At 62.4% G+C, this 24,683-nt stretch carries 26 protein-coding genes; 17 read left to right on the forward strand and 9 right to left on the reverse strand.

Annotated elements, in window-relative coordinates:
* Positions 1-44: 44 nt before the first annotated feature.
* The 3 genes from HJA_RS09865 to HJA_RS09875 are packed head-to-tail and all read left to right on the forward strand — an operon-like array spanning position 45 to position 2,394.
* Positions 45-971: a DUF2167 domain-containing protein gene (locus HJA_RS09865; protein ID WP_081814631.1), complete on the forward strand. Its 927-nt coding sequence runs from the start codon at positions 45-47 to the stop codon at positions 969-971.
* Positions 972-990: 19 nt separating this feature from the next.
* Entirely contained in the window at positions 991-1,530 is a 540-nt protein-coding gene (locus HJA_RS09870; protein WP_035581527.1) for a hypothetical protein, read from the forward strand.
* A gap of 36 nt (positions 1,531-1,566) precedes the next feature.
* On the forward strand, positions 1,567-2,394 hold the full coding sequence (locus HJA_RS09875) for a sulfotransferase domain-containing protein (RefSeq protein ID WP_035581529.1): 828 nt from the start codon (positions 1,567-1,569) through the stop codon (positions 2,392-2,394).
* Here HJA_RS09875 and HJA_RS09880 read toward each other — a convergent pair.
* Together HJA_RS09880 and HJA_RS09885 are read right to left on the reverse strand one after the other, a co-directional pair.
* Positions 2,378-3,058 carry a glutathione S-transferase family protein gene (locus HJA_RS09880; RefSeq protein ID WP_035581530.1) on the reverse strand — a complete coding sequence of 227 codons (681 nt, stop codon included), beginning with the start codon at positions 3,056-3,058 and terminating at the stop codon, positions 2,378-2,380. The genes HJA_RS09875 and HJA_RS09880 overlap by 17 nt on opposite strands.
* Entirely contained in the window at positions 3,055-3,351 is a 297-nt protein-coding gene (locus HJA_RS09885) for a YciI family protein (RefSeq protein WP_035581532.1), read from the reverse strand. Before HJA_RS09885 ends, HJA_RS09880 begins: the two co-directional genes overlap by 4 nt.
* Before the next feature lie 133 nt (positions 3,352-3,484).
* On the opposite strand from HJA_RS09885, the gene HJA_RS09890 reads away from it, so the two are divergent.
* Positions 3,485-4,084, forward strand: a complete 600-nt coding sequence (locus HJA_RS09890; RefSeq protein ID WP_035581830.1) for a TetR/AcrR family transcriptional regulator — start codon at positions 3,485-3,487, stop codon at positions 4,082-4,084.
* Positions 4,085-4,345: 261 nt separating this feature from the next.
* Here HJA_RS09890 and tsaD read toward each other — a convergent pair whose 3' ends face one another.
* On the reverse strand, positions 4,346-5,446 hold the full coding sequence (tsaD, locus tag HJA_RS09895) for a tRNA (adenosine(37)-N6)-threonylcarbamoyltransferase complex transferase subunit TsaD (RefSeq protein WP_241764338.1): 1,101 nt from the start codon (positions 5,444-5,446) through the stop codon (positions 4,346-4,348).
* 112 nt (positions 5,447-5,558) lie between these two features.
* On the opposite strand from tsaD, the gene HJA_RS09900 reads away from it, so the two are divergent.
* The 3 genes from HJA_RS09900 to HJA_RS09910 all read left to right on the forward strand — a co-directional run bounded on the left by HJA_RS09900 (position 5,559) and on the right by HJA_RS09910 (position 8,478).
* On the forward strand, positions 5,559-6,080 hold the full coding sequence (locus HJA_RS09900; protein ID WP_035581536.1) for an RNA polymerase sigma factor: 522 nt from the start codon (positions 5,559-5,561) through the stop codon (positions 6,078-6,080).
* A gap of 52 nt (positions 6,081-6,132) precedes the next feature.
* Positions 6,133-6,660, forward strand: a complete 528-nt coding sequence (locus HJA_RS09905; protein WP_035581537.1) for a hypothetical protein — start codon at positions 6,133-6,135, stop codon at positions 6,658-6,660.
* A gap of 114 nt (positions 6,661-6,774) precedes the next feature.
* The gene (locus tag HJA_RS09910) at positions 6,775-8,478 is read left to right on the forward strand and encodes a serine hydrolase domain-containing protein (RefSeq protein WP_035581539.1); all 1,704 of its coding nucleotides are present in this window, start codon (positions 6,775-6,777) and stop codon (positions 8,476-8,478) included.
* A gap of 4 nt (positions 8,479-8,482) precedes the next feature.
* Here HJA_RS09910 and lepA read toward each other — a convergent pair whose 3' ends face one another.
* On the reverse strand, positions 8,483-10,288 hold the full coding sequence (lepA, locus tag HJA_RS09915) for a translation elongation factor 4 (protein ID WP_035581542.1): 1,806 nt from the start codon (positions 10,286-10,288) through the stop codon (positions 8,483-8,485).
* A 243-nt stretch (positions 10,289-10,531) separates the two neighbouring features.
* Between lepA and HJA_RS09920 the strand changes: the two genes are divergently transcribed.
* The 4 genes from HJA_RS09920 to HJA_RS09935 all read left to right on the forward strand — a co-directional run bounded on the left by HJA_RS09920 (position 10,532) and on the right by HJA_RS09935 (position 14,081).
* Entirely contained in the window at positions 10,532-11,122 is a 591-nt protein-coding gene (locus HJA_RS09920) for a fatty acid desaturase CarF family protein (RefSeq protein WP_035581544.1), read from the forward strand.
* Between the two features lie 82 nt (positions 11,123-11,204).
* Positions 11,205-12,308 carry an aromatic ring-hydroxylating oxygenase subunit alpha gene (locus HJA_RS09925; RefSeq protein ID WP_035581546.1) on the forward strand — a complete coding sequence of 368 codons (1,104 nt, stop codon included), beginning with the start codon at positions 11,205-11,207 and terminating at the stop codon, positions 12,306-12,308.
* Positions 12,309-12,336: 28 nt separating this feature from the next.
* On the forward strand, positions 12,337-13,611 hold the full coding sequence (locus HJA_RS09930; protein WP_035581548.1) for an SDR family oxidoreductase: 1,275 nt from the start codon (positions 12,337-12,339) through the stop codon (positions 13,609-13,611).
* A complete protein-coding gene (locus tag HJA_RS09935) occupies positions 13,611-14,081 on the forward strand; it encodes a DUF2269 family protein (protein ID WP_035581549.1) in 471 nt (156 codons plus the stop codon). The genes HJA_RS09930 and HJA_RS09935 overlap by 1 nt, the downstream gene beginning before the upstream one ends.
* A gap of 3 nt (positions 14,082-14,084) precedes the next feature.
* Here the strand turns inward: HJA_RS09935 and HJA_RS09940 are convergent, their stop codons facing one another.
* Complete coding sequence (locus HJA_RS09940; protein WP_035581551.1) at positions 14,085-14,957, reverse strand: hypothetical protein; 873 nt, start codon at positions 14,955-14,957, stop codon at positions 14,085-14,087.
* A gap of 174 nt (positions 14,958-15,131) precedes the next feature.
* Between HJA_RS09940 and ruvC the strand changes: the two genes are divergently transcribed.
* The 5 genes from ruvC to HJA_RS09965 all read left to right on the forward strand — a co-directional run bounded on the left by ruvC (position 15,132) and on the right by HJA_RS09965 (position 18,537).
* Positions 15,132-15,635: a crossover junction endodeoxyribonuclease RuvC gene (gene ruvC, locus HJA_RS09945; protein WP_035581553.1), complete on the forward strand. Its 504-nt coding sequence runs from the start codon at positions 15,132-15,134 to the stop codon at positions 15,633-15,635.
* Positions 15,632-16,252, forward strand: coding sequence for a Holliday junction branch migration protein RuvA (ruvA, locus tag HJA_RS09950; protein WP_155839916.1), 621 nt, complete (start codon positions 15,632-15,634; stop codon positions 16,250-16,252). Before ruvC ends, ruvA begins: the two co-directional genes overlap by 4 nt.
* Entirely contained in the window at positions 16,249-17,289 is a 1,041-nt protein-coding gene (ruvB, locus tag HJA_RS09955; RefSeq protein WP_035581555.1) for a Holliday junction branch migration DNA helicase RuvB, read from the forward strand. The genes ruvA and ruvB overlap by 4 nt, the downstream gene beginning before the upstream one ends.
* 21 nt (positions 17,290-17,310) lie before the next feature.
* Entirely contained in the window at positions 17,311-17,754 is a 444-nt protein-coding gene (locus HJA_RS09960) for a nucleoside deaminase (protein ID WP_035581557.1), read from the forward strand.
* A 93-nt stretch (positions 17,755-17,847) separates the two neighbouring features.
* Entirely contained in the window at positions 17,848-18,537 is a 690-nt protein-coding gene (locus tag HJA_RS09965; protein ID WP_035581559.1) for a hypothetical protein, read from the forward strand.
* Between the two features lie 800 nt (positions 18,538-19,337).
* Here HJA_RS09965 and HJA_RS09970 read toward each other — a convergent pair.
* Genes HJA_RS09970 through HJA_RS09980 form a run of 3 tightly spaced genes read right to left on the reverse strand, consistent with a single transcriptional unit; the run spans position 19,338 to position 22,021 of the window.
* On the reverse strand, positions 19,338-19,769 hold the full coding sequence (locus HJA_RS09970; RefSeq protein ID WP_035581561.1) for a hypothetical protein: 432 nt from the start codon (positions 19,767-19,769) through the stop codon (positions 19,338-19,340).
* Positions 19,770-19,813: 44 nt separating this feature from the next.
* Complete coding sequence (locus HJA_RS09975) at positions 19,814-20,737, reverse strand: hypothetical protein (RefSeq protein ID WP_155839917.1); 924 nt, start codon at positions 20,735-20,737, stop codon at positions 19,814-19,816.
* A gap of 42 nt (positions 20,738-20,779) precedes the next feature.
* Entirely contained in the window at positions 20,780-22,021 is a 1,242-nt protein-coding gene (locus tag HJA_RS09980) for an argininosuccinate synthase (RefSeq protein ID WP_035581565.1), read from the reverse strand.
* Between the two features lie 165 nt (positions 22,022-22,186).
* Here HJA_RS09980 and HJA_RS09985 point away from each other — a divergent pair, with 165 nt between their 5' ends.
* Positions 22,187-24,235, forward strand: coding sequence for a hypothetical protein (locus tag HJA_RS09985; RefSeq protein ID WP_035581567.1), 2,049 nt, complete (start codon positions 22,187-22,189; stop codon positions 24,233-24,235).
* Here the strand turns inward: HJA_RS09985 and HJA_RS09990 are convergent.
* Positions 24,219-24,656 carry a DUF4112 domain-containing protein gene (locus tag HJA_RS09990; RefSeq protein ID WP_051597562.1) on the reverse strand — a complete coding sequence of 146 codons (438 nt, stop codon included), beginning with the start codon at positions 24,654-24,656 and terminating at the stop codon, positions 24,219-24,221. The two genes, HJA_RS09985 and HJA_RS09990, sit on opposite strands and share 17 nt — an antisense overlap.
* Positions 24,657-24,683: the final 27 nt, after the last annotated feature.

Here is a 24,683-nt window from a genome sequence, read left to right on the forward strand (position 1 = left end):
GGCTACCGGTCTAGGTTGCCAGCGGGGTCAACTGGGGGGCGCAAATGTTCCGGATTATTTTTATGGCAGCGGCGATGGCGTCGATGCCTTTTGCATATGCACAGGAAGCGGCTGATCCCGTTGCGGATCTAACACCGGAAGAGCGTGCAGCAGCCTATGCCGCGTATGCGGAAGACCTGCTGAAAGACGTATCGGTCGAGCACGGGCAGATTGCGCTCAAGGGCGCGCCGGTCACACTCAATGTGCCGGATTCTATAGATTATTACGACAGTCAGGAAAGCCAGCTCGTTCTTGAAGACCTGTGGGGCAATCCGCCCGACGATACGGTTCTTGGTATGCTGTTCCCCGCAGGCGCTTCACCGGCCGAAGCAGAATGGGGCGCGGTCATCACTTATGAAGGCAGCGGTTATGTCAGCGATGATGATGCAGCTCATACCGATTACACCGCTCTGCTGAAGGACATGCAGGCTGCGACACGCCGCAACAACTCCCTGCTGGAGCGGGAAGGTTATGCGACGGCTGAACTGGTCGGCTGGGCGGTGGAACCGAGTTATGACGCAGCAAGCCACCGGATCGGCTGGGCCAAGGATCTCGTCTTCTCGACCTCGGGAGGTGAGCACACGTTGAACTATGACATGCGGGTTCTTGGCAGGGGCGGGGTCCTCTCTGTCAATTTCGTTGCCTCTATGACTGCTCTGGAATCTGTCCGGGCTGCGGCGCCGGAAGTGTTGGCTATTCCAGACTTCAATGAAGGCAATCGGTATGAGGATTACCGGCAGGGAGACAAGACTGCCGGTTACGGCGTAGCGGCCCTGATCGCGGGTGGCGTTGGTGTGGCCGCTGCCAAGAAGGTCGGCCTGCTGGGGGTGGGGCTGCTCTTCCTCAAAAAGGGCTGGGTAATCCTGATCGCGATTTTCGGTGGCATCATGGGTTGGCTGCGCCGTACGTTTGGTGGTGGCACGGAAAGCTGAGGCGGGTTATCCTCACACCATGCATATTCTGCTGTTCATCCTGAGCATTCTTGTGGCGATTGGCGTCTGGTCCTGGCGGATCCGGATGGCGCGGGATGGCCTGCATGAGGCCGGCAAGGTGGCCAGGACGGCGATCAACATGCCGCGCAAGCTGGCCTTCCAGTACAAGGCAGGGAAAGGCGGGCTGACGCTGATCGAGGACCCGCGTGAGGCTGCGGCCATCATGATGATGGAGGTGGCACGCGCCAGAGGCGGCCCGCTAACTGACAATCAGACCGCTGTCATGGACCGCGAAATCATGCATCATTTCGAGTTCAGCCAGGAGGATGCTGACGCCCTGACGGCACATGCCGCCTGGGTGACGAATTCGGCCCCGCCGCCAGCGGAGACAATGCGCAGGCTGAGCCGGTTGATTGTGACCTCATCCGTGCTCGGCCCAAAGGAAATCGTCGACCTGGATGCGATGCTGGTGGCCGTGTCCGAAGCGGAAGGCCTGCCGACCCGCGACCAGATGGCGTTACTGCAGGTTTACCGTGACAAGGCAGGCCTGAAGACCTGAGTTGCGCCATCGGTCATCTGGCCCTAGGGCCGGTTCATGACTGCAACGACCCTGCCTTCTGCCTACCGGACCAAGGTGCTCAATGAGACTTGGACCAATTTCTCTGTCCTGCGCCATGGTGCATTTGATGGTGTGCTGGTTACGTCCAAGAATTCCGGTACGCACTGGCTGAAATACATGCTCGCGGTCGCTCTGGCTGAGACGCACGGGATCGAACGGCCCAGGTATTTTTCCGAGAATGCCGTCCGGCCCTATATTGGCTGGCCGAAAGATGCGCCTGTCTTCCCGGAGCTTCCCCGGCTTGCTTTCAGCCACACGATTCCGCATCGGCTTGCGGATTGGGGATGGGCCCGCGGCCTGGCAAAGTTGCCGCCCTATGTGCTGGCCGTTCGGCACCCGATGTCGATTCTCGCCAGCCATCACGCGAAATGGGAATACGACATCAAGGTCGACTGGCTGACCTATCTGGAAGGGGACCCCGGTGGAACGAAGTACCGGTGCGATCTCTACTGGCTGGCCCGCTTCTGGAACCGCTGGGGCGAAGTGCTTGCCCGGCATGGCGAGTCCATTCTTGTGGTCCATTATGAGGACACTCTGAAAGATCCGCGCAAAGTGCTTGAGGCTGTGGACCGGCACTGGGGGCTGAACCTGACCGCTGGTTCTATCGAGGCAGCGCTGGCGGCCGGGACCAAGGATGCCATGGCTGAAAAGGTCGATCCGGAAGCTGAGCCAAATGTTCTGCAGAACCGGAAGACCAGTTTGTCCGATCTGTTCTCAGGCGATGCGCTTGAGATTTATCAGCGCAAGATCGGTGAACTTTTCCGCCACGATCTCGGTTACGACCTGCTCAGTCTTCCGTCTTGAGATAGCCGCTGGAGCGGCCGTCCGGTCCGTATTTGATCCACCACGGCTCTGCCTTGGCCTGTTCTTCCAGTTTCAGGAAGTCCGGATCTGACAGGACGGCTGCGGCGTAGTCGGCCGCTGCGCCGCTGAGCGGCAGGCCATAGGTGCGGAAACGGGTGACGACCGGAAGATAGAAGGCGTCTGCCGCGCTCCACTTTCCGAACAGGAACGGACCATTCCGGCCAAACTCGGCCCGCAGCCCGCTCCACAATTCCTGGATCCGATCGATGTCTGCGGCGAGTTTGACGGTCATTTCCGGCGGCAGTTCCCGGCCTCTTATGTCCATCGGGCATTTGCCGCGCAGTTCAGGAAAGCCTGCATGCATTTCGCTGGCGGCGGCGCGGGCCACGGCCCGGGCGGCTGCATCTTCCGGCCAGACTTCTCCCGGCGGGGCCCATTCCGCAATCCACTCGGTAATGGCGAGGCTTTCCCAGATGGTCTGGTCATCCCAGATCAGCAGCGGTACTTTTGCAGTCGGGCTGATTTCCTTCAGTCGGGCGGTGGTTTCCGGAAAATCCAGCGGGACGATGACTTCTTCCACTGGCAGACCGGTCTTGCGGGCCACCATCAGCGGGCGGATCGACCAGCTGGAATAGTTCAAATTCCCGAGAACGAGACGCCTCATTCCGGCTTGCCCTCGCCGATGGCCCAGCGGGTCTCATTGATGTGGACATGCCCGAAGACACCTTCGGTCACGTACGGATCCTGCGCGTGGATCGCCTTGGCGGCTGCGAGATCCCCGGCTTCGATCAGGAAAACGGAGCCAACCATGTTCCCGCCCTCATCAAGAAGCGGACCGGCCATGCGGACACATGGACCAAGATTTGCCGCCCAGGCCAGATGAGCGGGCCGCGCTTTGGCGCGGGCTTCGGCGCCCCCGTCGGTCTTGTCCAGGCAGTGCAGGCAGAAAAGGGGCATTGGGCGTCTCCATCCGATTTGCCCGGCAGGCTATCGCACAGTCGGCCTCACCTGCCTATGGGTGCCGCGACAGATTCCCTGCCGCCTGAATGAATCATTGATCCTTCAGCATTTCCCGGTATGGTCCGGCTCCATGAACGACACCACAGATACCCGCCAGCAGATCCTGGATGCCGCCATGGAGCGCATCCTGCATTATGGTTACGCCAAGACGACGATGTCCGAGATTGCCAAGGATTGCGGCATGTCTGCAGGCAACATCTATCGCTTCTTCGCGTCCAAGCTGGATATCGCCGAGGCCATGGCCCGCAAATTCAGTGCGGAGATGTACCAGGCTTATGCCTCCATCGCACGTGAGAAGCGGCCTGCACCGGAGCGGCTGCGTGAGTTCTTCGACTACGGTATGGTCAGCACCTATCAGGCCATCGAGGCCAAGGCCAAGATTCTGGAAGTGGCAGAAGTTTTAGGAGATGAGCGGCCGCTCTACATGAATGAGCAGATGGCGCAGGAACGCGTCTATCTGGTGCAGATCCTTGAAGATGGCATCCGCGACGGCGTGTTCCGCCCGCTGGACCGCCTCGATGAAACCGCGGAGTTCATACAGGCCGCGCTGATGAAGTTCCGGTTTCCGCAGCTGTTCTCCCACCTCACCCTGCCAAAACTCAAGCGCGAACTGACAGGGGTTATGGACCTGATCCTGGCTGGCTTGTCGAGGGACGCGAAGGTCCCGTGACGACAGCAAATACTGAACTCTGAATAATTTTAAAATCGTTCATTGATTTTTGTTCACAGCTTCTCTATATGAAGCTCGTGGACGGCACTGATGGCCGTTCCCGCATAAGGAACAGAGACAATGACCCTTTCAAAAACGGAATCCCGCCAGTCGTTTGTTGCCCTGATGGCAGCCCTGCCATTCACGATCGGCCTGCTCGCCACCATGGTGTCGTTCGCTGAATTCGTGGTCTGAGGCCTTGCGCCCCGACAGACTGACCTATCAGGCCTTGGCGCCCCGGCGTCCCGTCGTATAGGCCGGATCGGACTTCGCCGCCGCTTCATCCAGCGGCCAGCGAGGTCTTGCCCCGGCGCCAAGGTCACCTTCCGGATGCTCAAGACCGCCGGCCAGACGCTCGGCCCCGGCAAGCGCAATCATCGCAGCATTATCCGTGCAGTGGCGCATCGGCGGAGCAATCAAGACCGCCCCGTTCTCTTCCGCCACTTTCTCAAGGCCGGCCCGGATCGCCTTGTTTGAGGCAACGCCGCCGGCAACGACAAAACGCTTACCGTTGCCGCCTACCGGATTGAATGCTTCCAGCGCCCGCCGCGCTTTTTCCGACAACACATCGACGATAGCCGCCTGAAAGCTGGCGCAGATGTCGGCCATTCGGGAAGCGGTTAGGTCTTCGGCCTCTGCGGCGCGGGCGACAGCGGTTTTCAGGCCGGCAAAGCTCATGTCGAGGCCGGGCCTATTGAGGAGTGGTCGGGGAAAGTCGATGGCTTTCGGATCGCCGGCTGCGCCGATGCGTTCCACCGCCGGCCCTCCCGGAAACCCAAGTCCCAGCAACTTCGCGGTCTTGTCGAAAGCTTCACCTGCGGCATCATCGATTGTCGACCCCAGCCTGCGATAATCGCCCAGGCCGCGTACTTCCAGAAACTGGCAATGCCCGCCGGAGACAAGCAGCAAGAGGTAGGGGAAGGGGCAGTCATGGGTCAGCCTCGGGCTGAGCGCATGGCCCTCCAGATGGTTGACTGCCAGAAACGGTTTGCCTGCCGCCTGCGCGATGGCCTTGCCCGTCATCATGCCGACCAAGACGCCGCCGATCAGGCCCGGGCCGGATGTTGCGGCGATGGCATCAAGGTCCGAATAAGAAATGCTGGCATCCTTCATCGCAGCGGCGATTGTCTGGTCGGCCAGTTCCGCATGTGCGCGGGCAGCGATCTCCGGCACGACGCCCAGATAGGGGGCGTGTTCTTCCAGCTGGGTATGGACCTTTTCCGACAGGATCTCGACCGTCCCTTCGGGCGCAAGTCGAATGACTGCCGCAGCCGTTTCGTCACAGCTGGTCTCGATGCCGAGAAGGGTGAGTGGGCGTGTCATGCCGGGCATATAGCGCCGGAATCCGGACGGCCCAAGCGGCGATAGCGGCAGGAAAGGGCGCTTTTCTGAACTGGGTCTGTAAGAAACCCCTCCGGGCTGGCACTAAACAGGCATGACACAACACGCAGATCAGGATGCGCTCTATCAGAAGGCGGCCAGTCAATTCGGTCCGGCCCTGCAGCGTCTCGCCCGTGCCAGCGAGGCCAATCCCGAGAGGCGCCGCGACCTTCTGCAGGACATGCATGTCGCACTCTGGAAGAGTTTCGGCCTGTTCGATGGGCGCTGCCAGTTGAGCACCTGGGTTTACCGGGTGGTACACAATACCGCCGCTCGCCATGTCGACCGGGAAAGGCGCCACAACACAGGCCAGATCGCGCTCGATGAGGTTCCCGACTTGCCGGATGGCCGGAACATCGCGGCGGCGTTCGAGAAGGGCGATGCGATTGAGCGGCTGAATGCCTGGATCCGCCGCCTGAAAATACCAGACCGGCAGATCCTGACTCTCTATCTGGAAGACCTGCCCGCCACGGAGATCGCTGAGATTACCGGCCTGTCTTCCGGTGCAGTGGCAACTCGCATTTCCCGCCTCAAGGCACAGCTCGCCAAAGATTTCGAGGAGCCGAAACATGCCTGATCGTGATCCCCTCCAAACCCTATGGACCCAACAGACACAGGAGACGTTCTCAATGTCACTTGCAGATATTCATGCTCATTCCCGGCGCTTCCAGTCGCGTATCCGTACGCGGAACCTGACGGAGTATGCCGCAGCGGCGCTGGTGATTGCAGTGTTTGGCTGGATGGCGTTTCTCATTCCCGACCTTGTCGTCAAAGCCGGCTGCATCCTGACGGCTCTTGCGGCAGCCTATGTCGCATACGCCCTTCACACGAAGGCGAGTGCGCCGGGCAGTCAGCCAGATGGCGGCGAGCCCTTGCTCGATTTTCATCGCGCCGAACTCTTTCGCCAACGGCAGGCACTGGCGACGGTGCCGCGCTGGTATCTGGCACCTTTCGTGCCGGGCATGCTTCTCTTTGTCGGCGGCGTGTCCTTTGCACCCGATAGTGGTTTGCCCTTGATGGCGCGCTTCTTTCAGTTCGGCATCGCGACCGCGATTGTTACGGCTGTGTTTGCAGGAGTCGCCTGGCTGAACGCGCGCGCCGTCAAGCAGCTCGATGCCCGGATCGCGGCGTTGGATGACGCCCGTGACCAGACCTGACCGTTTATCGGGCACATGACCAGCCCGGCGCAGGCGCCCCCTTTCACCTGCCCGGGAACCCGATAAGACTGCCCTGCGAGACACCGGCTGGCAGAGAATTGGAAGAGGGCGCAGATGGACATTGACCGCAGAGCATTCCTGGGCAGTGCCGCGCTGGCGACCAGTTTTCTGGCAGCTTGCCAGAAGCAGGCCGGGTCGGCGTCACCGGATGTCGAAGACACGGGTTCAGCAGACACTGTTCCGACGGCCCCGGATGACCAGGTCACCGGCCCGCTGCGAGACTATATCGAGCAGCACCGTGCAGCCTGGGGCCTTCCAGGGATGACCGTCGCCCTCGTCACCCGTGATGGATATGAAGCAGTGGTGACGGCAGGGTTTGCGGATATTGAACAGAATATCCCCGTCCGTCCCGATCATCTCTTTCAGATCGGATCAATCTCCAAAATGTTCACGGCGCTCGCGGCCTGGTCACTGATCGACGAGGGCCGCCTGTCTCCGGATGTAAAGCTTCTGGATAGCCTGAAAGGACTGAAGGTCCGGGGCGGGGGACAGATCCGGCTGCAGCACCTGCTGAACCATACAGCCGGCCTGCCGGGGGACTCGGCACTCTTTCCGGAAGGCGGGCTATGGTCCGGCTTTGAGCCGGGTTCGAACTGGTCCTATTCGAATTGCGGCTACCAGCTTGCAGGAAACATGATCGCTGCGGCGGATGGGCGTCTGTTCCCTGATGTTATCCGCGACCGGGTACTCGACCGGATTGGCATGGAGGAGAGTGTGGCAGCTCTTCATGTGGCAGACCGTCCCCGTTATGCTCAGGGGTATGAACCCGCGCTGACGGATCGATTGAACCCTATCCCGGCAAAGATGACGCCCACCGCATGGGTCGACAGCGACAACGCAGCCGGCAGCATTGCGGCAACGCCCGGTGATATGATCAAGTTTCTCCGTTTCCTGATGAATGTTGCGGATGGAAAAGGCGCGCCGGTATTTTCGGATGAGACGGCGAAGCGCTTCCTTTCCGACCCGGCCGATGGATGGGGGGAGGGGGCGAAATACGGGAACGGGATAGCCCATGTCGAAATCGATGGACGGCCTTACCTGCACCATACTGGCGGCATGGTGTCCTTCTGTTCGTCGCTTCATGTGGATGTTGAGGCGGGCGTGGCGGCGTTTGCGTCGTCCAATGTCCATTATGCGCTGAACTATCGCCCCAAGAATATCACGATCCACGCCTGCAATCTGATGCGTGCCATGCAGGAAGGCGCGCCCGTGGCTGACCCGGCCCCGCCGCATGAGGCGCTGGCCTCTCCGGAAATGTTCGCCGGGCGGTTCACGGCAGCCGATGGCGACCAGTTCGATGTGGTGGTCTCCGGGGGCGATCTGCGTCTTCGCAAGAGTGACCGGGATAGTGCCCTTTATCCCGTTGCGAGCGGCCTTTTCGCAACGGATGATCCGGATCATGCGCTCTCCGGTGTGGTCGTCGAGGCAGAGAACGGCGGGGCGGTCAGGGCCTGGTGCGGGGACGTGGAATATCTGGTGGATCCGTCCACGGCGTATAAGCCACCACCAGCGAAGTCCCTGCGTGCTCTCGCCGGCCGGTATGACAATGACGACCGGTGGGCCGGGCCGCTCTATGTCTATGTCCGTGACGACAGGGTGTTCCTCGGCAACATCGTGGAACTCGTCCCTGCAGAGGACGGCGGCTGGCGCACGACAGATGCCTCTTCACCGGAACGCATTCACTTCGATGGCGTGATCAATGGCGTGCCGCAGAGACTGCTCTTCTCCGGCATCCCCTACATCCGGCGGTTCAGTTAAGGGATCAGTCCCCGTCCATCCTGAGGGCGGCGACGAAGGCTTCCTGCGGGATTTCGACTTTGCCGAACTGGCGCATGCGTTTCTTGCCGGCGGCCTGCTTGTCGAGCAGTTTGCGCTTCCGGCTGGCATCGCCGCCATAGCATTTTGCCGTCACGTCTTTTCTCAGGGCGCTGAGGGTTTCACGTGCGATCACCTTGCCGCCGATGGCTGCCTGGATCGGGATCTTGAACATCTGACGCGGTATCAGGTCTTTCAGGCGTTCGCACATCTGGCGCCCGCGGCTTTCGGCCCGGTCGCGGTGCACCAGCATGGCGAGCGCATCGACTGGTTCGTCATTGACGAGGATCTGCAGCTTCACGAGGTTCTCGGCGCGGTGGCCGATAATCTCATAGTCGAAGCTGGCATAGCCGCGGCTGATGGATTTCAGGCGGTCGTAGAAGTCGAACACCACTTCGTTCAGCGGCAACTCGTATTTCACAAGCGCGCGTCCGCCGACATAGGAGAGTTCGGTCTGAATCCCGCGGCGGTCCTGGCAGAGTTTCAGGATGGCGCCGAGATATTCATCCGGCGTGTAGATCGTCGCGTTGATCCACGGCTCGCGGATTTCCTTGATCTTGGTCACTTCCGGCATGTCGGCCGGGTTGTGCAGCTCGATCTCCGTGCCGTCGGTCATCGTCATCTGGTAGACCACGGACGGGGCGGTGGCGATCAGGTCGAGATCGAATTCACGGCTGAGGCGTTCCTGGATGATTTCGAGATGCAGGAGCCCGAGGAAGCCACAGCGGAAACCCATACCGAGGGCGGCACTGGTTTCCATCTCCCAGGTGAAGGAGGCGTCGTTCAGGCGTAGCTTGCCCATGGCTGCGCGCAGATCGTCAAAGTCGCCCGCATCCATGGGGAACAGGCCGCAGAAAACGACCGGCTGAACTTCCTTATAGCCGGGCAGGGCCTTTTCGGCCGGGCGGCGCTCTTCGGTGATTGTGTCACCGATGGCCGTATCGCCGACTTCCTTGATCGAGGCCACAAAATAGCCGACCTCGCCGGGGCCCAGCGCCTCAACCTCGGTCAGTTTCGGATTGAACGTGCCGACCTTGTCGATTTCGTAGGTTCCGCCGGTCCGCATCATGCGGATCTTCTGCTTGGCCTTCAGCACGCCGTCATGCACGCGCACGATCACCACGACGCCGAGATAGGGGTCGTAATAAGCATCGACCAGCGCGGCCTTGAGCGGGGCGGCCGCGTCGCCGGATTCCGGCGGCGGCAGGCGGGTGACGATCGCTTCCAGCACATCGGTAATGCCGAGCCCGGTTTTGGCGGAGGTTTCGATCGCGTCGGAAGCATCAAGGCCGATAATGTCCTCGATTTGATCCTTTACGCGCTGCACGTCTGCGGCCGGCAGGTCCACCTTGTTGAGGACCGGTACGATTTCGAGGTCCTGGTCGATGGCCTGATAGACGTTCGCCAGGGTCTGGGCTTCGACGCCCTGTGAGGCGTCGACCACGAGCAGAGCGCCTTCACAGGCTGCGAGGCAGCGGGAGACCTCATAGGAGAAGTCGACGTGTCCGGGCGTGTCCATCAGGTTGAGGACGTATTCTTCACCGTCATTCGCCTTGTATGTCAGGCGCACGGTCTGGGCCTTGATGGTGATGCCGCGCTCTTTCTCGATGTCCATCGAGTCGAGCACCTGCTCCCTCATCTCCCGGTCGGTCAGGCCGCCGCAGGTCTGGATCAGGCGGTCCGCCAGCGTCGACTTGCCGTGGTCGATATGGGCGATGATGGAAAAATTCCGGATTTTGTCGCGAGGTGTCATTCGCGCGATATAGCCGCGCCTGTGCGGGGCGGAAAGAGGTCTTTGGCTGGGCACAGCAATGAACCGGGCCTCCGGACACGCCAGCCGCCGCTCGCGATGCGGGATTTCGGGCGGAGTGTTTTTAGAATCCCGTTTCTACAGGCAAGCTGATTGAGTGAGTGTTTGCTTGCAAATGCCGCCCCGATATGCAAATGAGCGTTCACTAACAACTCTGAAAACCCGATAGCAAGTCAGGAGACAATCATGGTGGGTTCGACGATTACAGCAGCAGGCGCCTTCCTGCTCAAAGTGCTGGGCGGGCTCTGGTTTGCGGACTTTATCTCCGGCGTGGTCCACTGGCTGGAGGACCGGTATGGCAATCCGGAATGGCCGGTTATCGGGCACACGATACGGGAAAACCAGCAGCACCACTTCACGCCGCGGAGCTTCCTGAAAGGCACGCTGTGGACGCGCAACCGGGAAGTCCTGGCGATTGGCGCAGCCTTTCTGGCAGCCTTCTGGGCCTTCGATGTGCTGAATGCGTTCACCGTCTCCGCGGTCATTTTCGGCGTCATGTCGAACGAGGCGCATGCCAGTGCCCACCGGAGTCCGCCAGAAAATGGCCGCATTATCACGGCGTTGCAGAAAACCGGCCTGCTGCAATCCCACCGCCATCACGCGGCGCATCACCGTAAAGGCAAGGACACGCATTTCTGCGTTCTGACCAATCATGTGAACCCGGTTCTGGAGCGGATCCGCTTTTTCCAGACACTGGAGGCCATCGTGACCCGCGTCACCGGTGTGCGCCCGCGGCCGGACCTGTCGGTCAATCCGCGCTACCGGCCAGCGATTTAAGCCTGATTACGCCATGACTATAGCGGACTATCTACGTGCCTCACCGGGTTTCCGCTGACCTGTAGCCGGTGTAAGGGGAACTATGGCTGACACACAGCACCCCGCACCGGCAAAGACCGGCATCACCGAGGACGGCTTCCTGACGGATTGCTGGTATCTCGCCGCCCCGTCGGCTGAGCTGAAGGCTGGCAAGCAGCACCGCATCCTGGTCCTCGGTGAGCCGGTTGTCGTGGGCCGCACCCCGGCCGGCGAGCCGTTCGCCCTGCGGGACATCTGCCCGCACCGGCTGGTGCCGCTGTCGGCGGGCCAGCAGCTGGAGACCGATGGCGAGTGGGCGCTGCAATGCCCCTATCATGGCTGGCGGTTCGGGGCAGGGGACGGCGTCTGCAAGCTGATGCCGAGCCTGACCGAGGACAGCCCCTACGATCCGTCCAAAGTGAAAGTGCGCCGCTATCCGGTGCATGAGGCCAACGGGGCGGTCTATCTCTATGTTGCGCACAATCCGCGCTTCGAAGGCGAGCCTGCCGTGCCGCCGCCGGATTTCGGACCGCTGCCCGCGAAGCCGAAATTCATCATCCATGACGTGTTCAATGCGCATATGGATGACGCCGTGGTCGGCCTGATGGACCCGGCGCATGTGCCCTTCGTGCATAATCAGTGGTGGTGGCGACCGCCCTCGGCGGGGCTGAAGCTGAAAGAGAAGCCCTTCGTGCCGACGGAGCGCGGCTGGGCCATCGACCGGCATGCGCCAAGTTCGAACTCGAAGCTCTACCGCTGGATCTTCGGCGGCGATGTGCAGACCGAGATCCGCTTCCAGCTGCCGGGCTATCGCTGGGAGATCGTCTCCAATGATACCGCGCGCCTGCTGACGCTGACCTGTCTGACGCCTGAGGCGCCAAAGAAGACGCGCATCACCCAGTTCACCTGGTGGACGGGCGCGCCGCTCCTGAACCTCGCCATTCCGATTGCCAAACCGGCAGGCCGTAAATTCCTCGATCAGGACGGCACGATGGTGAACCTCCAGAACGAGGGCATGGCGCACCAGAAAGCGATGCTCTGGATCGATGACATCGACGTGCAGGCCAAATGGTACCAGCGCCTGAAGCGCGAATGGACCGAGGCCCGCACCGAAGAACGCGACTTCAACAATCCGATCGAACCGCGCACACTCCGCTGGATGAGCTGAGGCGCCCTTCGGGGGCAGGGGGGACAATTTGAAAATTCTTGTCCTTGGCGGATACGGCCTGATCGGGCTTTCCATCACGAAGGCATTGCTGGCCGCCGGGCATGAGGTGACGGGGCTTGGCCGGTCGGTACGCAAGGGCGAGGCGGCTGTGCCGGATGTGACCTGGATCGGGCGGGACCTCTCCCACATGACAGAGGCAGAGGACTGGACCCATGTTCTGGCCGGCATGGACGTGGTCGTGAATGCGGCCGGCGTGCTGCAGGACGGGATGAATGACCATGTCATGGCCGTGCAGCGGGATGCTGTGCGGGCCCTGACCGCCGCGTGCGAACCGGCTGGCGTCCGCCAGATCATCCAGATTTCCGCGCCCGGCGTGTCGGAAAGTTCGGACACGGTGTTTTACCGCTCCAAGGCCGAGGGTGACGCCGCCGTGAAGGCGAGCGGACTGGACTGGGTGATCTTCCGCCCCGGCCTTGTGTTGTCCCCGCAAGCCTATGGCGGCACCAGCCTGCTGCGCCAGCTGGCCGCTGTGCCACTGGTCCAGCCCGTCATGCTGGCAGATGCAGACATCCGTACCGTGCACGTAAAGGATGTGGCCAAGGCTGTTGTGCGGGCGGTGGAAGATCGCCTCACCGGCGTGGATGCAGACCTCCTGTCATCCGAGCCCACGCGCCTTGAAGACCTGATCCTCGCCATCCGGGCCTGGCTTGGCTTTGCGCCGCCGAAGGCGGTGATCCGTGCGCCGCTGTTTCTCGGGGCGCTCACCGCACGACTGGGGGATCTTGCCGGTTGGCTCGGCTGGCGCCCGGCCTTGCGGACAACGTCCCTGAAAGTGCTGGGGAAGGGGGTGACAGGAAATGCGCAGCAATGGCCGGTGCGAAACCTCGCGGACACGCTGTCGGCACTTCCGTCCACCGTGCAGGAGCGGACTTATGCGCGCACGGCGCTGCTCTATCCTTTCCTTCTGCTGATCCTGTCGGCTTTCTGGATTGTCTCCGGCCTGATCGGTTGGGGACAGCAATCTGCGGCCATGGCCGTCTTCGGACCGGAGATGCCCGCCGCAACCGGCAAGGCGCTGGTCCTTGGCGGCTCCGTCGCCGATATTGTCATCGGGGCGGCCCTGCTCGTCCGGCCGTTCACGCGTCCGGCGGCGCTTGCGGCTGTGCTGGTCAGCCTCGCTTACCTCGCCGGCAGCGCGATCCTCGCGCCGCATCTCTGGGCCGATCCGCTGGGGCCGATGGTGAAAGTCTTTCCGGCCATCGCCCTGTCGCTGACCGTCTGGACCCTGACGGAGGCGCGCTGATGGAGTGGATGCATTTCCTGCGCTGGGCGCACATTATCGGGGCGACCGTCCTGCTCGGTACAGGTGCAGGCATCGCCTTCTTCATGGTGATGGCCCACCGGACGCGGGATGCGCGTCTGATCGCGCACACAGCCTCCATCGTGGTGATTGCGGACTGGCTGTTCACGGCGACGGCCGTGGTTGCGCAGCCCATCACGGGCACGCTGCTCGCCATGGAAATGGGTTGGCCGCTGACGCAGGGCTGGATCGTGGCGGCGCTGGCGCTTTATGTCTTCACCGGCCTCTTCTGGCTGCCGGTCGTCTGGATACAGCACAAATTGCGCGATCTCGCGCGCGAAGCGGTGGAGACGGGCGCGCCCCTGCCGGAGCGCTATTTCCGTCTCTACCGGATCTGGTTTGCCTGCGGGTTTCCGGCCTTCTTCGCCGTCCTGGCGATCCTCTGGCTGATGGTCGCCCGCCCGGTCTTCTAGCGCTTAGTCGCCAACCGTCAGGAAGACTTCCGAAGCCGCCACGGTGAGGGCCGAGACGTCCGCATCCAGCGTGTCAGGGCGGGCGGCGGTCGGGTAGGCCTCGCCCAGCAGGCTGAGCGCACCGCGAATGGCCTCTGCCGCATCTGGATTTTCCACCGCGATAGCCTCTTCTTCGGAGTCGAACTGGTCTTTCGCCGCGGTGTAGAAGCCGTAGCCGTCGAGATAAGGCTCGTAGAAGTCCGACTCGGTGGAAAGGCGATACATCTTGGTCGAGCGGTCGATCATGTCGGCCACCACGCCGGTGGTGATTGCTGCCGGGCTGGAGCCGTCGTCGGGTGCCTTTTCCGATGCCTTGCGCAGGGTGGCGACGATTTTCGCGGTGCGTGCATTGATCTCCTCAACACTCTCACCGGCGAACACGGCGGCGGAGGCGTCCAGGAACTGGTCTGTGAAGTCCGCCACGCCGCGTGCTTCGAATACCGGCTCCATGTCGAACAGGACTTCGGACACCGGGTGCGCGAACATTTCACCGGCGGCCTGTGTTTCACCATCACGATACGCGTCGCGCGCGGCCAGGACGTGGGCTTCGGCCACGGTGAGAGCAATATTGTAGACGACCGGATCGGTCAGCGCGGCTTCGATGGCCACGCCGCCTTCGCCTTCGCCGGAGGCAGCGGCCGGTGCGTTCACCGCGTCCAGCTTCGCTTCGACTTCGGCCTCGGTGGCGGCCGCGTCCGGGGTGGCCGTATCTGCGGCGGGCTGTTCGGCGGGCGGGGTGTCCTTGGCAGCGGGCTCGCCACATCCGGCCAGTGCCGTCGTCGTCATGAGGGCGGCGCCGAGGCCGAGATGCGTCCAGCGTTTCTTCTTGATGTCCATGGCCTTGCAGGGCTCCTTCCGGTCGGGGAAATGCGTCTGCGCCTGTCCTGCCCGAAATGAGAAGCATTCGCAACTGATATTCCGCCGCGTCTGCAGTCTTTCCGGGGGCAGGGGTGTGAACAAATCGGGAAAATGCAAGGTGTCATTAACCGGCACGCCTGATAGGTTAGAGGGATGACCACCACGATTCGAATCCTCGGTATCGACCCGGGCCTGCGCCATACCGGCTGGGGTGTGATCGAGCTTAGCGGCATGCGGCTGACGCATATTGCGCATGGCGTGATTTCGGTTGATCCGAAGCAGGATATGGCCGAGCGCCTTGGCGGCATCTTTGAGGCTGTGGGGGAACTTGCCCGCTATCACCAGCCGACGGCCGCTGGCGTGGAGGAGACGCTGGTGAACGCCAACCCACGCTCAGCGCTGAAGCTCGGCCAGGCGCGCGGCGCCGCGATGGCGGCGCTGGCCATGGGCGGTGTGCCGGTCGCGGAGTTTGCACCCCGCAAGATCAAGCTCGCCGTTGTCGGTACCGGCACGGCGGACAAGGACCAGGTCATGTTCATGGTCAAACGCCTACTGCCCAAGGCGGCGGACCTCAAGTCTGACTCCGCCGATGCGCTGGCCTGCGCCATCTGTGCGGCCCACCATCTGCCGGCTGACATGAAGCGGGGGGCGGCATGATTATCGGACGTCTTGTGGGCGAGGTCGCGGGCCTCGGCACGGATCATCTGCTCGTGGACGTGAACGGCGTCGGCTATGTCTGCATGGCCGGTACACGGCTCCTCTCGCGCACACATGCGGGGGAGAAGATCACCGTTCATGTCGAAACGCGGGTGACGGAGAATTCCATCACCCTGTTCGGCTTCGGCACGGATGAAGAGCGCGCCTGGTTCGTCCGCCTGCAGGATGTGCATGGCGTGGCGGGGAAGGCCGCGATGGCAATCCTCGATGCGATCAGCCCGGCCGAGCTGATGGATGCGATCGCACTTGGCGATGCCAAAGTGCTGGAGCGCGCCAAGGGTGTCGGCAAGAAACTGGCCGAGCGGATTGTGCATGACCTCTCCGGCAAGCCGCCGCCGATGGGCCGTTTCGGCAAGTTCGAAGCGGCCAGCGCCGCCGGTATGGCGAGCGCGCCTGTGGCCGCGGCAACCGGCGCCCGGGGCGAGGCGATCTCTGCGCTCGTCAATCTCGGCTACTCCCAGTCCGATGCCGCGCGCGCTGTGGCACGCGTGGCGAAGGATGCGGCTGACGATGTCGGCGTGCTCGTGAAAGCGGCCCTGAAGGAACTGGCGAAATGAGCCGCGAAGGGTCCCTCTCCGATCCGAACGCACAGGGCGGGGATGCGCTGGACCGGGCGCTCCGTCCTCAGACGTTTGAGGACTATGTTGGCCAGCGCAAGGCGAAGGCGAACCTCAAAGTCTATGTCGAGGCCGCGCGGGGCCGAGCTGAGGCGCTGGACCATGTGCTGCTGTTCGGCCCGCCCGGCCTCGGCAAGACGACGCTGGCGCAAATCCTCGCCCGTGAAATGGGCGTCGGCTTCCGCGCGACCTCCGGCCCGGTGATCGCCAAGGCGGGCGACCTGGCCGCGATCCTCACCAATCTTGAGCCGAACGATGTCCTGTTCATCGACGAAATTCACCGCCTGCCGCCGGTTGTGGAGGAAATCCTCTATCCGGCGATGGAAGACTATGCCCTCGACATCGTGATCGGGGAGGGGCCGTCGGCCCGGTCCGTGCGGCTGGATCTTGCGCCCTTCACGCTGGTCGGTGCCACGACGCGAGCCGGGCTGCTGGCAACGCCGCTGCGCGACCGGTTCGGCATTCCTGTGCGGCTGGAATTCTATGAGCCCGAAGAGCTTGGCCGTATCGTCATGGCCGCGGCGCGCAAGCTGAATGCGCAGATCACGGAGGAAGGCGCCGTCGAGATTGCGAGCCGTGCGCGGGGCACGCCGCGGATTGCGCTGCGCCTCCTCCGCCGGGTGCGTGACTTTGCCGAGGCCGCAGGCGATGCGATCAACCGCGAGAGCGCAGCGAGTGCCCTCAAGCGGCTGGAGATCGACAGCGACGGCCTCGACGCGCTGGACCGGCGCTACCTGCATGCGCTGGTGAAGACCTATGCCGGCGGGCCTGTCGGCGTGGAGACGCTGGCCGCCGCCCTGTCTGAAGCGCGTGATGCGGTGGAAGACGTGATCGAGCCTTACCTGATGCAGCGCGGCTATGTCGCCCGCACGCCGCGCGGGCGCGTTGCGGCGCCGCTCGCCTATGAACGCCTCGGCCTGCCAAATCCGGGCGGACAAGAAATAGGCCAACAGACAGGATTGTTCGGGGAAAAATAAGCCGCACAGGGAGACAAGCCGATGATGCGTTCCGATGCCGATTTCATGAAAGAGGCCTATGCCGAGGCGCAGAAGGGGCTGGAGGAGGGCGGCCTGCCCATCGGTGCCATCCTTGTGCGCGATGGCGAGATCATCGGCCGCGGGCATAATCAGCGCGTCCAGAAGGCCGACCCGATCCTGCATGGCGAAATGGCCTGCATGCAGAATGCCGGCCGGCAGGCGAGCTACAAGGGTACGGTCATGTATACGACCCTGTCGCCCTGCATGATGTGCACCGGTACGATCATCCAGTTCGGCGTGCCCCGCGTGGTGGTCGGCGAAAGCGTGAATTTCAAGGGCTACCAGGATGTGCTGGCGCTGGCAGGCATTGAGGTGAAAGACCTGCACGATCCAGCCTGTATCGACATGATGGGCGATTTCATCCGCCATCATCCCGGCCTCTGGAACGAAGACATCGGCAAATAGGCCGATAGGCCCGCCTGACACAATTTGAACACTATTGGCGCGCGATGGTGAGGATTGCGGCTTTTTGCTGCGTGATCCGAAAGGGATTTCCCCATGCTTCGCCAGACCTTTACCGCCCGGACGCCGCTCCGGTCGGGAACCTTTGCATTGCTGTGCGCAGTATTGGTGGCTTTCCTTCCTGCAGGCGCCGCCACAGCGGAAAACACCGTGCCGGACAACGCAACCGCCAATTCCTACAACACAGGCTGGAAGTGCGATGACGGCTTTCAGGAGCAGGATGGCGCCTGCGCCGACATTCAGTTGCCTGACAATGCCTATCTGAACAACCGCTCGTTTGGGCGGGGCTGGGTCTGCATGTTCGGCTTCGAACGTGTCGAGGAAGCCTGCGTGCCGGTGGACGTGCCCGATCATGCCTATCTGGAGCCGTCCGGCGTCCGGTGGAGCTGCGAGCGGGGCTATGAGGCGAAAGACGGCAAATGCGTCCCGGTCAATGTGCCGGAAAACGGCTATCTCAGTGGCCTCAGCTATAATGATGGCTGGGCGTGCGAGCGCGGCTACAAGGCGGAACGCGACCGCTGTGTTGAAATCCCTGTGCCGGAACATGGCTATCTGAGTTCCGCGCGGTCAGGCCCCGGCTGGAAATGCGAGCGCGGCTATATCGCATCAGGCGACAAGTGTGTTGTCCTGAACGTGCCCGAGAACGCCCACCTTGGCTACACGGAAGAAAACTGGGAATGCAACAAGCCATATATTCAGCGTGGGGACGTGTGCGAACTGCCATGAGGGCCAGGTGATCCCGGCTTTCATGGCAGTGACGACCCTGCGCTCAGCCCTTCAGGCCGGCCCAGCACTTTAACCCGGTATGGCCTTGGGGCCATCCGGTTACAGAACGTTCTGGCCCCAGTGAGGCCATGGCGCGGCAGGCGCCGTGGCGCTCCGCCTGGTGTTGAAAAAGGCTACGGAGTGGAGCGTTACCGCCCGCCGCGCCGACTGGAGATTTCGATATCCGCGGGCACGTCCGCCGTTTCATGACAGGATGCACCTGCCATGCCCGGTCGGCCCAGCAACACCCCGAGGGATGGAACCGGATCCGCCATAGCAGTCCAGGCCTTGGTAGGTCGTATTTCCCGTTACCCCCACCCGACCGGAATCTCTAGACTCGCCCCCGGCCGTTACCCCGGGTGCAAACCAATCTCTCCAACCCTCCCCAAGGCAAACCGAACGGTACCGGCCCGGCCCCCGCCTCAAGAAGACGTGCAGGATGGCCGGGCGGGGATATGGTGTGGATAGAGAGCCCTTTCCAAGTGTCATCCCGGAAAGCCCGCAGGGCTTATCCGGGACCCAGAAAATCAAGCGCCGCTACAGGACTGGGTCCCGGATATTTGCTGCGCAAATTCCGGGATGACAGGGGGAGGGTGTGGGAGAGGGGCAGGCCTATCCTACACGCGTCTTCCCCGACGGCGCAAGTTGGAAGTGAAGCGCAATCCGTAGGGTGGGTTGAGGCGAAGCCGATACCCACCAAACCAATTGTGCCGGGAGTCCGAACGGTGGGTATCGCTCCGCTCAACCCACCCTACGCCGCCTCAGGGCAGCATCACCGCGCCGCCTTTCCAGAAGATCGCGATCAGGATGGAGGCCGCCGACACGATCAGCGACAGCGCCGCCATGCGGGTGGAGACGCGGAAGCGGGATTTGTCTTCCTGCAGATCGGCCAGCACGCTGGCCAGCAGGGGGAAGTTCACGCAGTGGCGGTCGCCCCCGATGCGCAGGCTGAACATGTTCACGCTGTCGCCATCGCCGGTGTGCGAGCCGTATTTGGCGTTCATGTGATAATAGAGCCGGCCGAAGATGAGGTCCGGGTCACAGCGGAAGCGCCGCGCCAGCGCGTCTATGTCGATCGGCACCCAGATCTTTGTGGAGCGGGTCTTGGTCTCGTCGGAGAAGTCGCCAAAGGCGCGCTCATAGCGCTTGTAGATCTCCGCCAGCAGGCGCTCATCCGTCGGGATCTTCGCCATCCGAGTGCCCTTTGGTTGCCCCACAAGTGGGATTGGATCGACGCTTAAAAAGTGTTGGCAAACCGTATTCCAGAATAGACCAAACCTATAACCGTGGGGATCATGGAGACAAGGTCAGCAAGAAGACCAGAGGAATAGAATATTGTCCAGCGACGGCGATTGTTGCTATTGATTTTTGCTCGAGCGTTCGTGGCAGATTGAATCTGAGCGGATAGCTGATCTCGGTCCGCTTCAAGCTTCTCAATTGATTGATTTACCTTGGTTAGCCCACCGTTGGCAGACCATAATTCTGCAGCTAGCCTTGATCTAACGCGCGCAATTCTGTCCGTTTCAAGCGCAGGGTCCGACAATGCATTTGTCCCCCTTCGAAAATCGTCTGCAAGCCTATTTATCTGTAAGGCTTCGATAGCATCTGTCACCTCAAGAGCGTTCTTTGCAGCCAACGCATTTCTGGCGCGTTGTGATGATATTTCCGAGCTTCTTTCTTTCGCAGTAGGAAACTTTGCGTCTAGCTCTTTAAGCGCAGTTTCATATTCTTCAATTCGCGATTCCCAAATGCGAATAGAGTCTCTTTCGGCTTGAATTTCGATGGTACGACCCGAAACCTGCGCCTTCAAAGACTCGATCGATTCAGAGTACACATCTTGCTCTTCAATCTGAAGCTGATCAAATTTATCGCGTTTGGTAACGGTGTACTTGGTGAGATAGCCGTACACAGAGAAAGCCATATAGAAGCCAAAAAGTATCGCCGCCCCGCTAAGCGATCTTATGGCGTAGATTGCATTCCTGTCGATATCTAGAACGACAGCGCCGAAGGAACCCGTGAATGACAGGTAGTTATGATGTATCAAAAATACCGAAGTCGCAAATAGGATAACCCATTTGCGTTGAGCCAAAAACCTGCGCGAGAATTCCGGATCAGAGCCTGATCCGCTATCATTAAAAACACTTTCAAAAGAGACCTTCATGACCCTGTTACGTAGGCATGATTCCCATTGAAGGTGGAGTCTCTAATTCTTCCCGAACTTCCGGTCACGCCCCGCCAGCAACCGCAACCGCAGGGCGTTCAGGCGGATGAAGCCCTCCGCATCCTTCTGGTCGTAGGCGCCGTGGTCGTCTTCGAAGGTGACGATCTTCTCAGAGTACAGAGAATAGGGGCTGGAGCGGCCGATCAGGTAGGCCTGGCCCTTGTAGAGCTTGAGCGTCACTTCGCCGGAGACGTAGCGCTGAGAATGGTCGATGGCGGCCTGCAGCATTTCGCGCTCCGGGCTCCACCAGAAGCCGTTATAGATGAGCTCTGCATATTTCGGCATCAGCTCGTCTTTCAGGTGCGCGGCGCCGCGGTCGAGCGTCGCCTGTTCGATGCCGCGGTGGGCGACCAGCAGGATCGTGCCGCCGGGCGTCTCATAGATGCCGCGGGACTTCATGCCGACGAAGCGGTTTTCCAGGAGGTCGAGCCGGCCGATGCCGTGCTTCTTGCCATAGGCGTTGAGGGCGGTCAGCAGCGTCGCCGGGGACATTTCCTCGCCATTGATCGAACAGGCATCGCCTTTCTCGAAACCGATGGTGATGATCTCCGGTTCGTCCGGGGCGTCTTCCGGGGAAATCGTGCGCATATGGACGAATTCCGGCGCGGGCTGGGACGGGTCTTCCAGCACTTTTCCCTCGGAGGAGGAGTGCAGCAGGTTGGCGTCGACCGAGAAGGGGGCCTCGCCGCGCTTGTCCTTGGCGATCTCGATGCCGTGGGATTCGGCGAATTTCAGCAGGTCCGTCCGGGACTTGAAATCCCAGTCGCGCCACGGGGCGATGACCTTGATGTCCGGGTTCAGGCCGTAATAGCCGAGCTCGAAGCGGACCTGGTCGTTGCCCTTGCCGGTGGCGCCGTGGCAGACGGCGTCGGCGCCGACCATGTCGGCAATCTCGATCTGGCGCTTGGCGATCAGCGGGCGGGCGATGGAGGTGCCGAGCAGGTAGACGCCCTCATAGACGGCATTGGCGCGGAACATCGGGAAGACGTAATCGCGCACGAAATCCTCGCGTACATCCTCGATGAAGATGTTTTCCGGCTTCACCCCGGCGGCGAGCGCCTTTTCGCGGGCGGGGCCGAGTTCCTCGCCCTGGCCAAGATCGGCCGTAAAAGTCACAACTTCTGCGCCAAACTCGGTTTGCAGCCATTTCAGGATGATCGAGGTGTCGAGACCCCCGGAATAGGCAAGAACGACCTTTTTCGGGGCGGATTTCGGCGTGGACATGGAGAATTTTTCCCTGAGCGCTGCAGCTTGAGGCTGTTGCATTAAGGCGACGGCCCGTCGCTGACAAGCGGGGAGCCGCTTTCGATGGGCCATGGTTTTCGTTACATTAATCGTTTACCGTAACTAAGAGGGCAGGTTAATCGTCTGCAGCGTGGGGTTAAGGTCATGATCGACAGCCAGAACGACAGCAGAAAGGCCAGCGGAAACGCTGCTGAGCCGGGCTCTTTCCGGGCGCGTCTGATGGCGCGCCAGGCCGCACGGCCGCAATCCACCCTCGCCATCGATTCCGGCATCTTCTACCGGCCGGGCGCCTCCAGCACGCCGGAGAGCCGCCGCGCCGCCGATGCCGTGCGCGACGAGGCCCGCCGCCGCCGGGCGAACGCCGAGGCTGCCGCAAAGGCTGAAGCAGTCGCGAAGGCTGAAGCCGAGCGCATCCGCGCCGCAACCGCCGTCGAAGTGCCTGCGCCTGCCGTCCAGGCCCCGCCGAGCGACGAAGAACTGGTCTCGGTGATCGAGGACATCGCCGCCCGCAAGGAAGAAGAACGCCGCGCGCCTGCACCAGCGATTGTCTCATCCGCCGCCGCCGCAACGGCGCGCCCCGAAGTGCGCCCGCAGGTCGCCGAACGGGAAGAGCACGAAGACGTGTCGACCCGTCTTGGCGATGTCTCTCAGCTCGCCTTTGCCGGCCTTGCCGTGCTGGGCCTTGCCGGCCTTTCCGTCCTGGCTGCGCAGAATGCCCTGAAAAGCAAGGACAAGGCGGTTGAACCTGCTACCGGCACCAGCGAAACCGGCGCGCTCGCCCCGGCGCTGAAACCGGGCGGAGCCTCCGCCGTCGCGCTCGCCAGCGCGGCAGAGCCCGAAGCGCCGAAAGCCTGGTTCAACTATCAGGGCGTCGCCGACATGCTGGCCGATCGCAAGGCCGAGATGGAAACCGAGGCGAAGCTCGCGCAGGAAGCCGCCGAAAAGGAAGCCCGTCTGCGCGCCGCCAAGGCCATCGCTGATGCCGAAGCCGTCCGCGTAGCCGAGGCAGAGGCCGCCGCTGCGGCTGCCGCTGAACAGGCCCGCCTCGCTGAGGAAGCCGAGCGCCAGCGCCTTGCTGAGGCCGAAGCGGCCCGCGTGGCGCAGGTGGAAGCCGACCGGCTCGCCCGCCTGGAAGCGCAGCGTCAGGCCGCCGCCGAGGCCGAAGCGCAGCGCCTCGCTGACCTCGAAGCGAAACGCGTGGCCGAAGCCGAGGCCGAGACCCAGCGCCTTGCCAATCTCGACGCCCAGCGCCTTGCCAAGCTGCGCGCCGACCGCGAAGCCGCCGAGGCTGCCGCCCGTCAGGAAGCGTTCGAGCTCGCCAAGTCACAGGAGGCCGAGCGCCTTCGCCTCGCGGCCCTCAAGGCGCAGGCAGAGGCCGATGCGGCCGAAGCGCGCCGCTTGGAACAGATCGCCGCGAAGGCTGCCGCAGACCGGCTGGCCGCTGAGAAACTTCTGGCCGAACAGCAGGCCCGCCAGGCAAACCTCCAGACGATTTCTGCGCCTGCCATTGCCCCGGCGCCCGCACCGGCCTCACCAAAGCCGGCCGTTGCCGAGGCCCCGGCGCCGCAGCCGATCGTGTTCACCGCCTATGAAGGCCCGGTGCCCGTCCCGGCGTCTCACAAGCCGGCAAAACCAGCCCAGCTGATCCGTGCGTCCTACACACCGGATGAAGGCAAGACCGTCACGCGCAAGGCGCCCGCCGCGATGAGCGCCGGCAAGGCCGATGTGCGCGACTTTGCCGAGACCTCAGGGCTGCAAACGCCGGAAGCCTTCCTTGCGGGCCGTGTCGAGCGCACCTCGGCTGAGCCTGTCCTGACCGAAGACATGGATCTCGTCCGACAGGCCTTCCGCTCCATTCTGGACAATGGCGCCGACGGGTCGAAACAGGCCATCATCACGCCGGATGGCCGCACGCTGACCATTGTGCTGGAACGCACCGTGTCCCGTGAAATGGGCCAGTCGACTGTGCGCACCGTCACCTTCACGCCGGGCGTCAGCAAGGTGACCCGTGTGGTGACGGAACAGGCACCGGTCACGGTCAGCGTGATGTGCCGCGATGTGGCCTATGCCTTTGCCGGGCAGGAGCGTGGCCGCTTCGCCGCCTGCCAGGCGCCGGAAGGCGGCTGGACGCTGGCCCGCGCCACCGATGTGGTGAAAGTGACGACCGCCAGCCTGCCTAATTCCGCGTCCTGACCGGGGCAGCCTTGCCTGAAGCTGCATGGGCCTCGGCCCTGCGGACAAGGTGTTTTTCCACGATGCGGTAATTCTTCCGGTTCGACCGGTAGAAGATGTCGAACACATCTCCGGCGACCGGCAGCGACCCCAGCGCCGTGTCGACGACGAGGTTCCAGACAATCCCGATGGAGGCCGAGGCAGGCAGCTTCAGCCGCCACGCTGTGGCGAGGGCGTGCAGGCCAATGGCGCCGGTCGCCGCGTCGCCGACCACGGGGACCAGTCCCAGCACGGAATCGAGGCCGAATTTGATGCCGAACAGGCCGAACCGGGAGTCCAGCAGGCGGGAGAAGGCGTCAAGCGCGGCTAGTTCCTCGCCGATGGTGCGCCCATGCGGCAGCATCATGGCGCGGATTTCCTCGTCTGTCCGTTTCCTGGCCATTTGTCTCTCCCGGCAATGCCTGACGAG

Source organism: Hyphomonas jannaschiana VP2, assembly GCF_000685215.1.
GTDB classification, from domain to species: domain Bacteria; phylum Pseudomonadota; class Alphaproteobacteria; order Caulobacterales; family Hyphomonadaceae; genus Hyphomonas; species Hyphomonas jannaschiana.

Bases quoted from the DNA above. Each gene is read 5' to 3' on its own strand.
- HJA_RS09905 (WP_035581537.1), top strand. From the start codon at position 6,133: ATGTCACTTGCAGATATTCATGCTCATTCCCGGCGCTTCCAGTCGCGT.
- HJA_RS09975 (WP_155839917.1), bottom strand. From the start codon at position 20,737: ATGAAGGTCTCTTTTGAAAGTGTTTTTAATGATAGCGGATCAGGCTCT.
- HJA_RS09865 (WP_081814631.1), top strand. From the start codon at position 45: ATGTTCCGGATTATTTTTATGGCAGCGGCGATGGCGTCGATGCCTTTT.
- HJA_RS09870 (WP_035581527.1), top strand. From the start codon at position 991: ATGCATATTCTGCTGTTCATCCTGAGCATTCTTGTGGCGATTGGCGTC.
- lepA (WP_035581542.1), bottom strand. From the start codon at position 10,288: ATGACACCTCGCGACAAAATCCGGAATTTTTCCATCATCGCCCATATC.
- HJA_RS09920 (WP_035581544.1), top strand. From the start codon at position 10,532: ATGGTGGGTTCGACGATTACAGCAGCAGGCGCCTTCCTGCTCAAAGTG.
- tsaD (WP_241764338.1), bottom strand. From the start codon at position 5,446: ATGACACGCCCACTCACCCTTCTCGGCATCGAGACCAGCTGTGACGAA.
- HJA_RS09875 (WP_035581529.1), top strand. From the start codon at position 1,567: ATGACTGCAACGACCCTGCCTTCTGCCTACCGGACCAAGGTGCTCAAT.
- HJA_RS09960 (WP_035581557.1), top strand. From the start codon at position 17,311: ATGATGCGTTCCGATGCCGATTTCATGAAAGAGGCCTATGCCGAGGCG.
- HJA_RS09990 (WP_051597562.1), bottom strand. From the start codon at position 24,656: ATGGCCAGGAAACGGACAGACGAGGAAATCCGCGCCATGATGCTGCCG.
- ruvB (WP_035581555.1), top strand. From the start codon at position 16,249: ATGAGCCGCGAAGGGTCCCTCTCCGATCCGAACGCACAGGGCGGGGAT.
- ruvC (WP_035581553.1), top strand. From the start codon at position 15,132: ATGACCACCACGATTCGAATCCTCGGTATCGACCCGGGCCTGCGCCAT.
- HJA_RS09890 (WP_035581830.1), top strand. From the start codon at position 3,485: ATGAACGACACCACAGATACCCGCCAGCAGATCCTGGATGCCGCCATG.
- HJA_RS09940 (WP_035581551.1), bottom strand. From the start codon at position 14,957: ATGGACATCAAGAAGAAACGCTGGACGCATCTCGGCCTCGGCGCCGCC.
- ruvA (WP_155839916.1), top strand. From the start codon at position 15,632: ATGATTATCGGACGTCTTGTGGGCGAGGTCGCGGGCCTCGGCACGGAT.
- HJA_RS09970 (WP_035581561.1), bottom strand. From the start codon at position 19,769: ATGGCGAAGATCCCGACGGATGAGCGCCTGCTGGCGGAGATCTACAAG.
- HJA_RS09965 (WP_035581559.1), top strand. From the start codon at position 17,848: ATGCTTCGCCAGACCTTTACCGCCCGGACGCCGCTCCGGTCGGGAACC.
- HJA_RS09910 (WP_035581539.1), top strand. From the start codon at position 6,775: ATGGACATTGACCGCAGAGCATTCCTGGGCAGTGCCGCGCTGGCGACC.
- HJA_RS09880 (WP_035581530.1), bottom strand. From the start codon at position 3,058: ATGAGGCGTCTCGTTCTCGGGAATTTGAACTATTCCAGCTGGTCGATC.
- HJA_RS09935 (WP_035581549.1), top strand. From the start codon at position 13,611: ATGGAGTGGATGCATTTCCTGCGCTGGGCGCACATTATCGGGGCGACC.
- HJA_RS09885 (WP_035581532.1), bottom strand. From the start codon at position 3,351: ATGCCCCTTTTCTGCCTGCACTGCCTGGACAAGACCGACGGGGGCGCC.
- HJA_RS09985 (WP_035581567.1), top strand. From the start codon at position 22,187: ATGATCGACAGCCAGAACGACAGCAGAAAGGCCAGCGGAAACGCTGCT.
- HJA_RS09925 (WP_035581546.1), top strand. From the start codon at position 11,205: ATGGCTGACACACAGCACCCCGCACCGGCAAAGACCGGCATCACCGAG.
- HJA_RS09980 (WP_035581565.1), bottom strand. From the start codon at position 22,021: ATGTCCACGCCGAAATCCGCCCCGAAAAAGGTCGTTCTTGCCTATTCC.
- HJA_RS09900 (WP_035581536.1), top strand. From the start codon at position 5,559: ATGACACAACACGCAGATCAGGATGCGCTCTATCAGAAGGCGGCCAGT.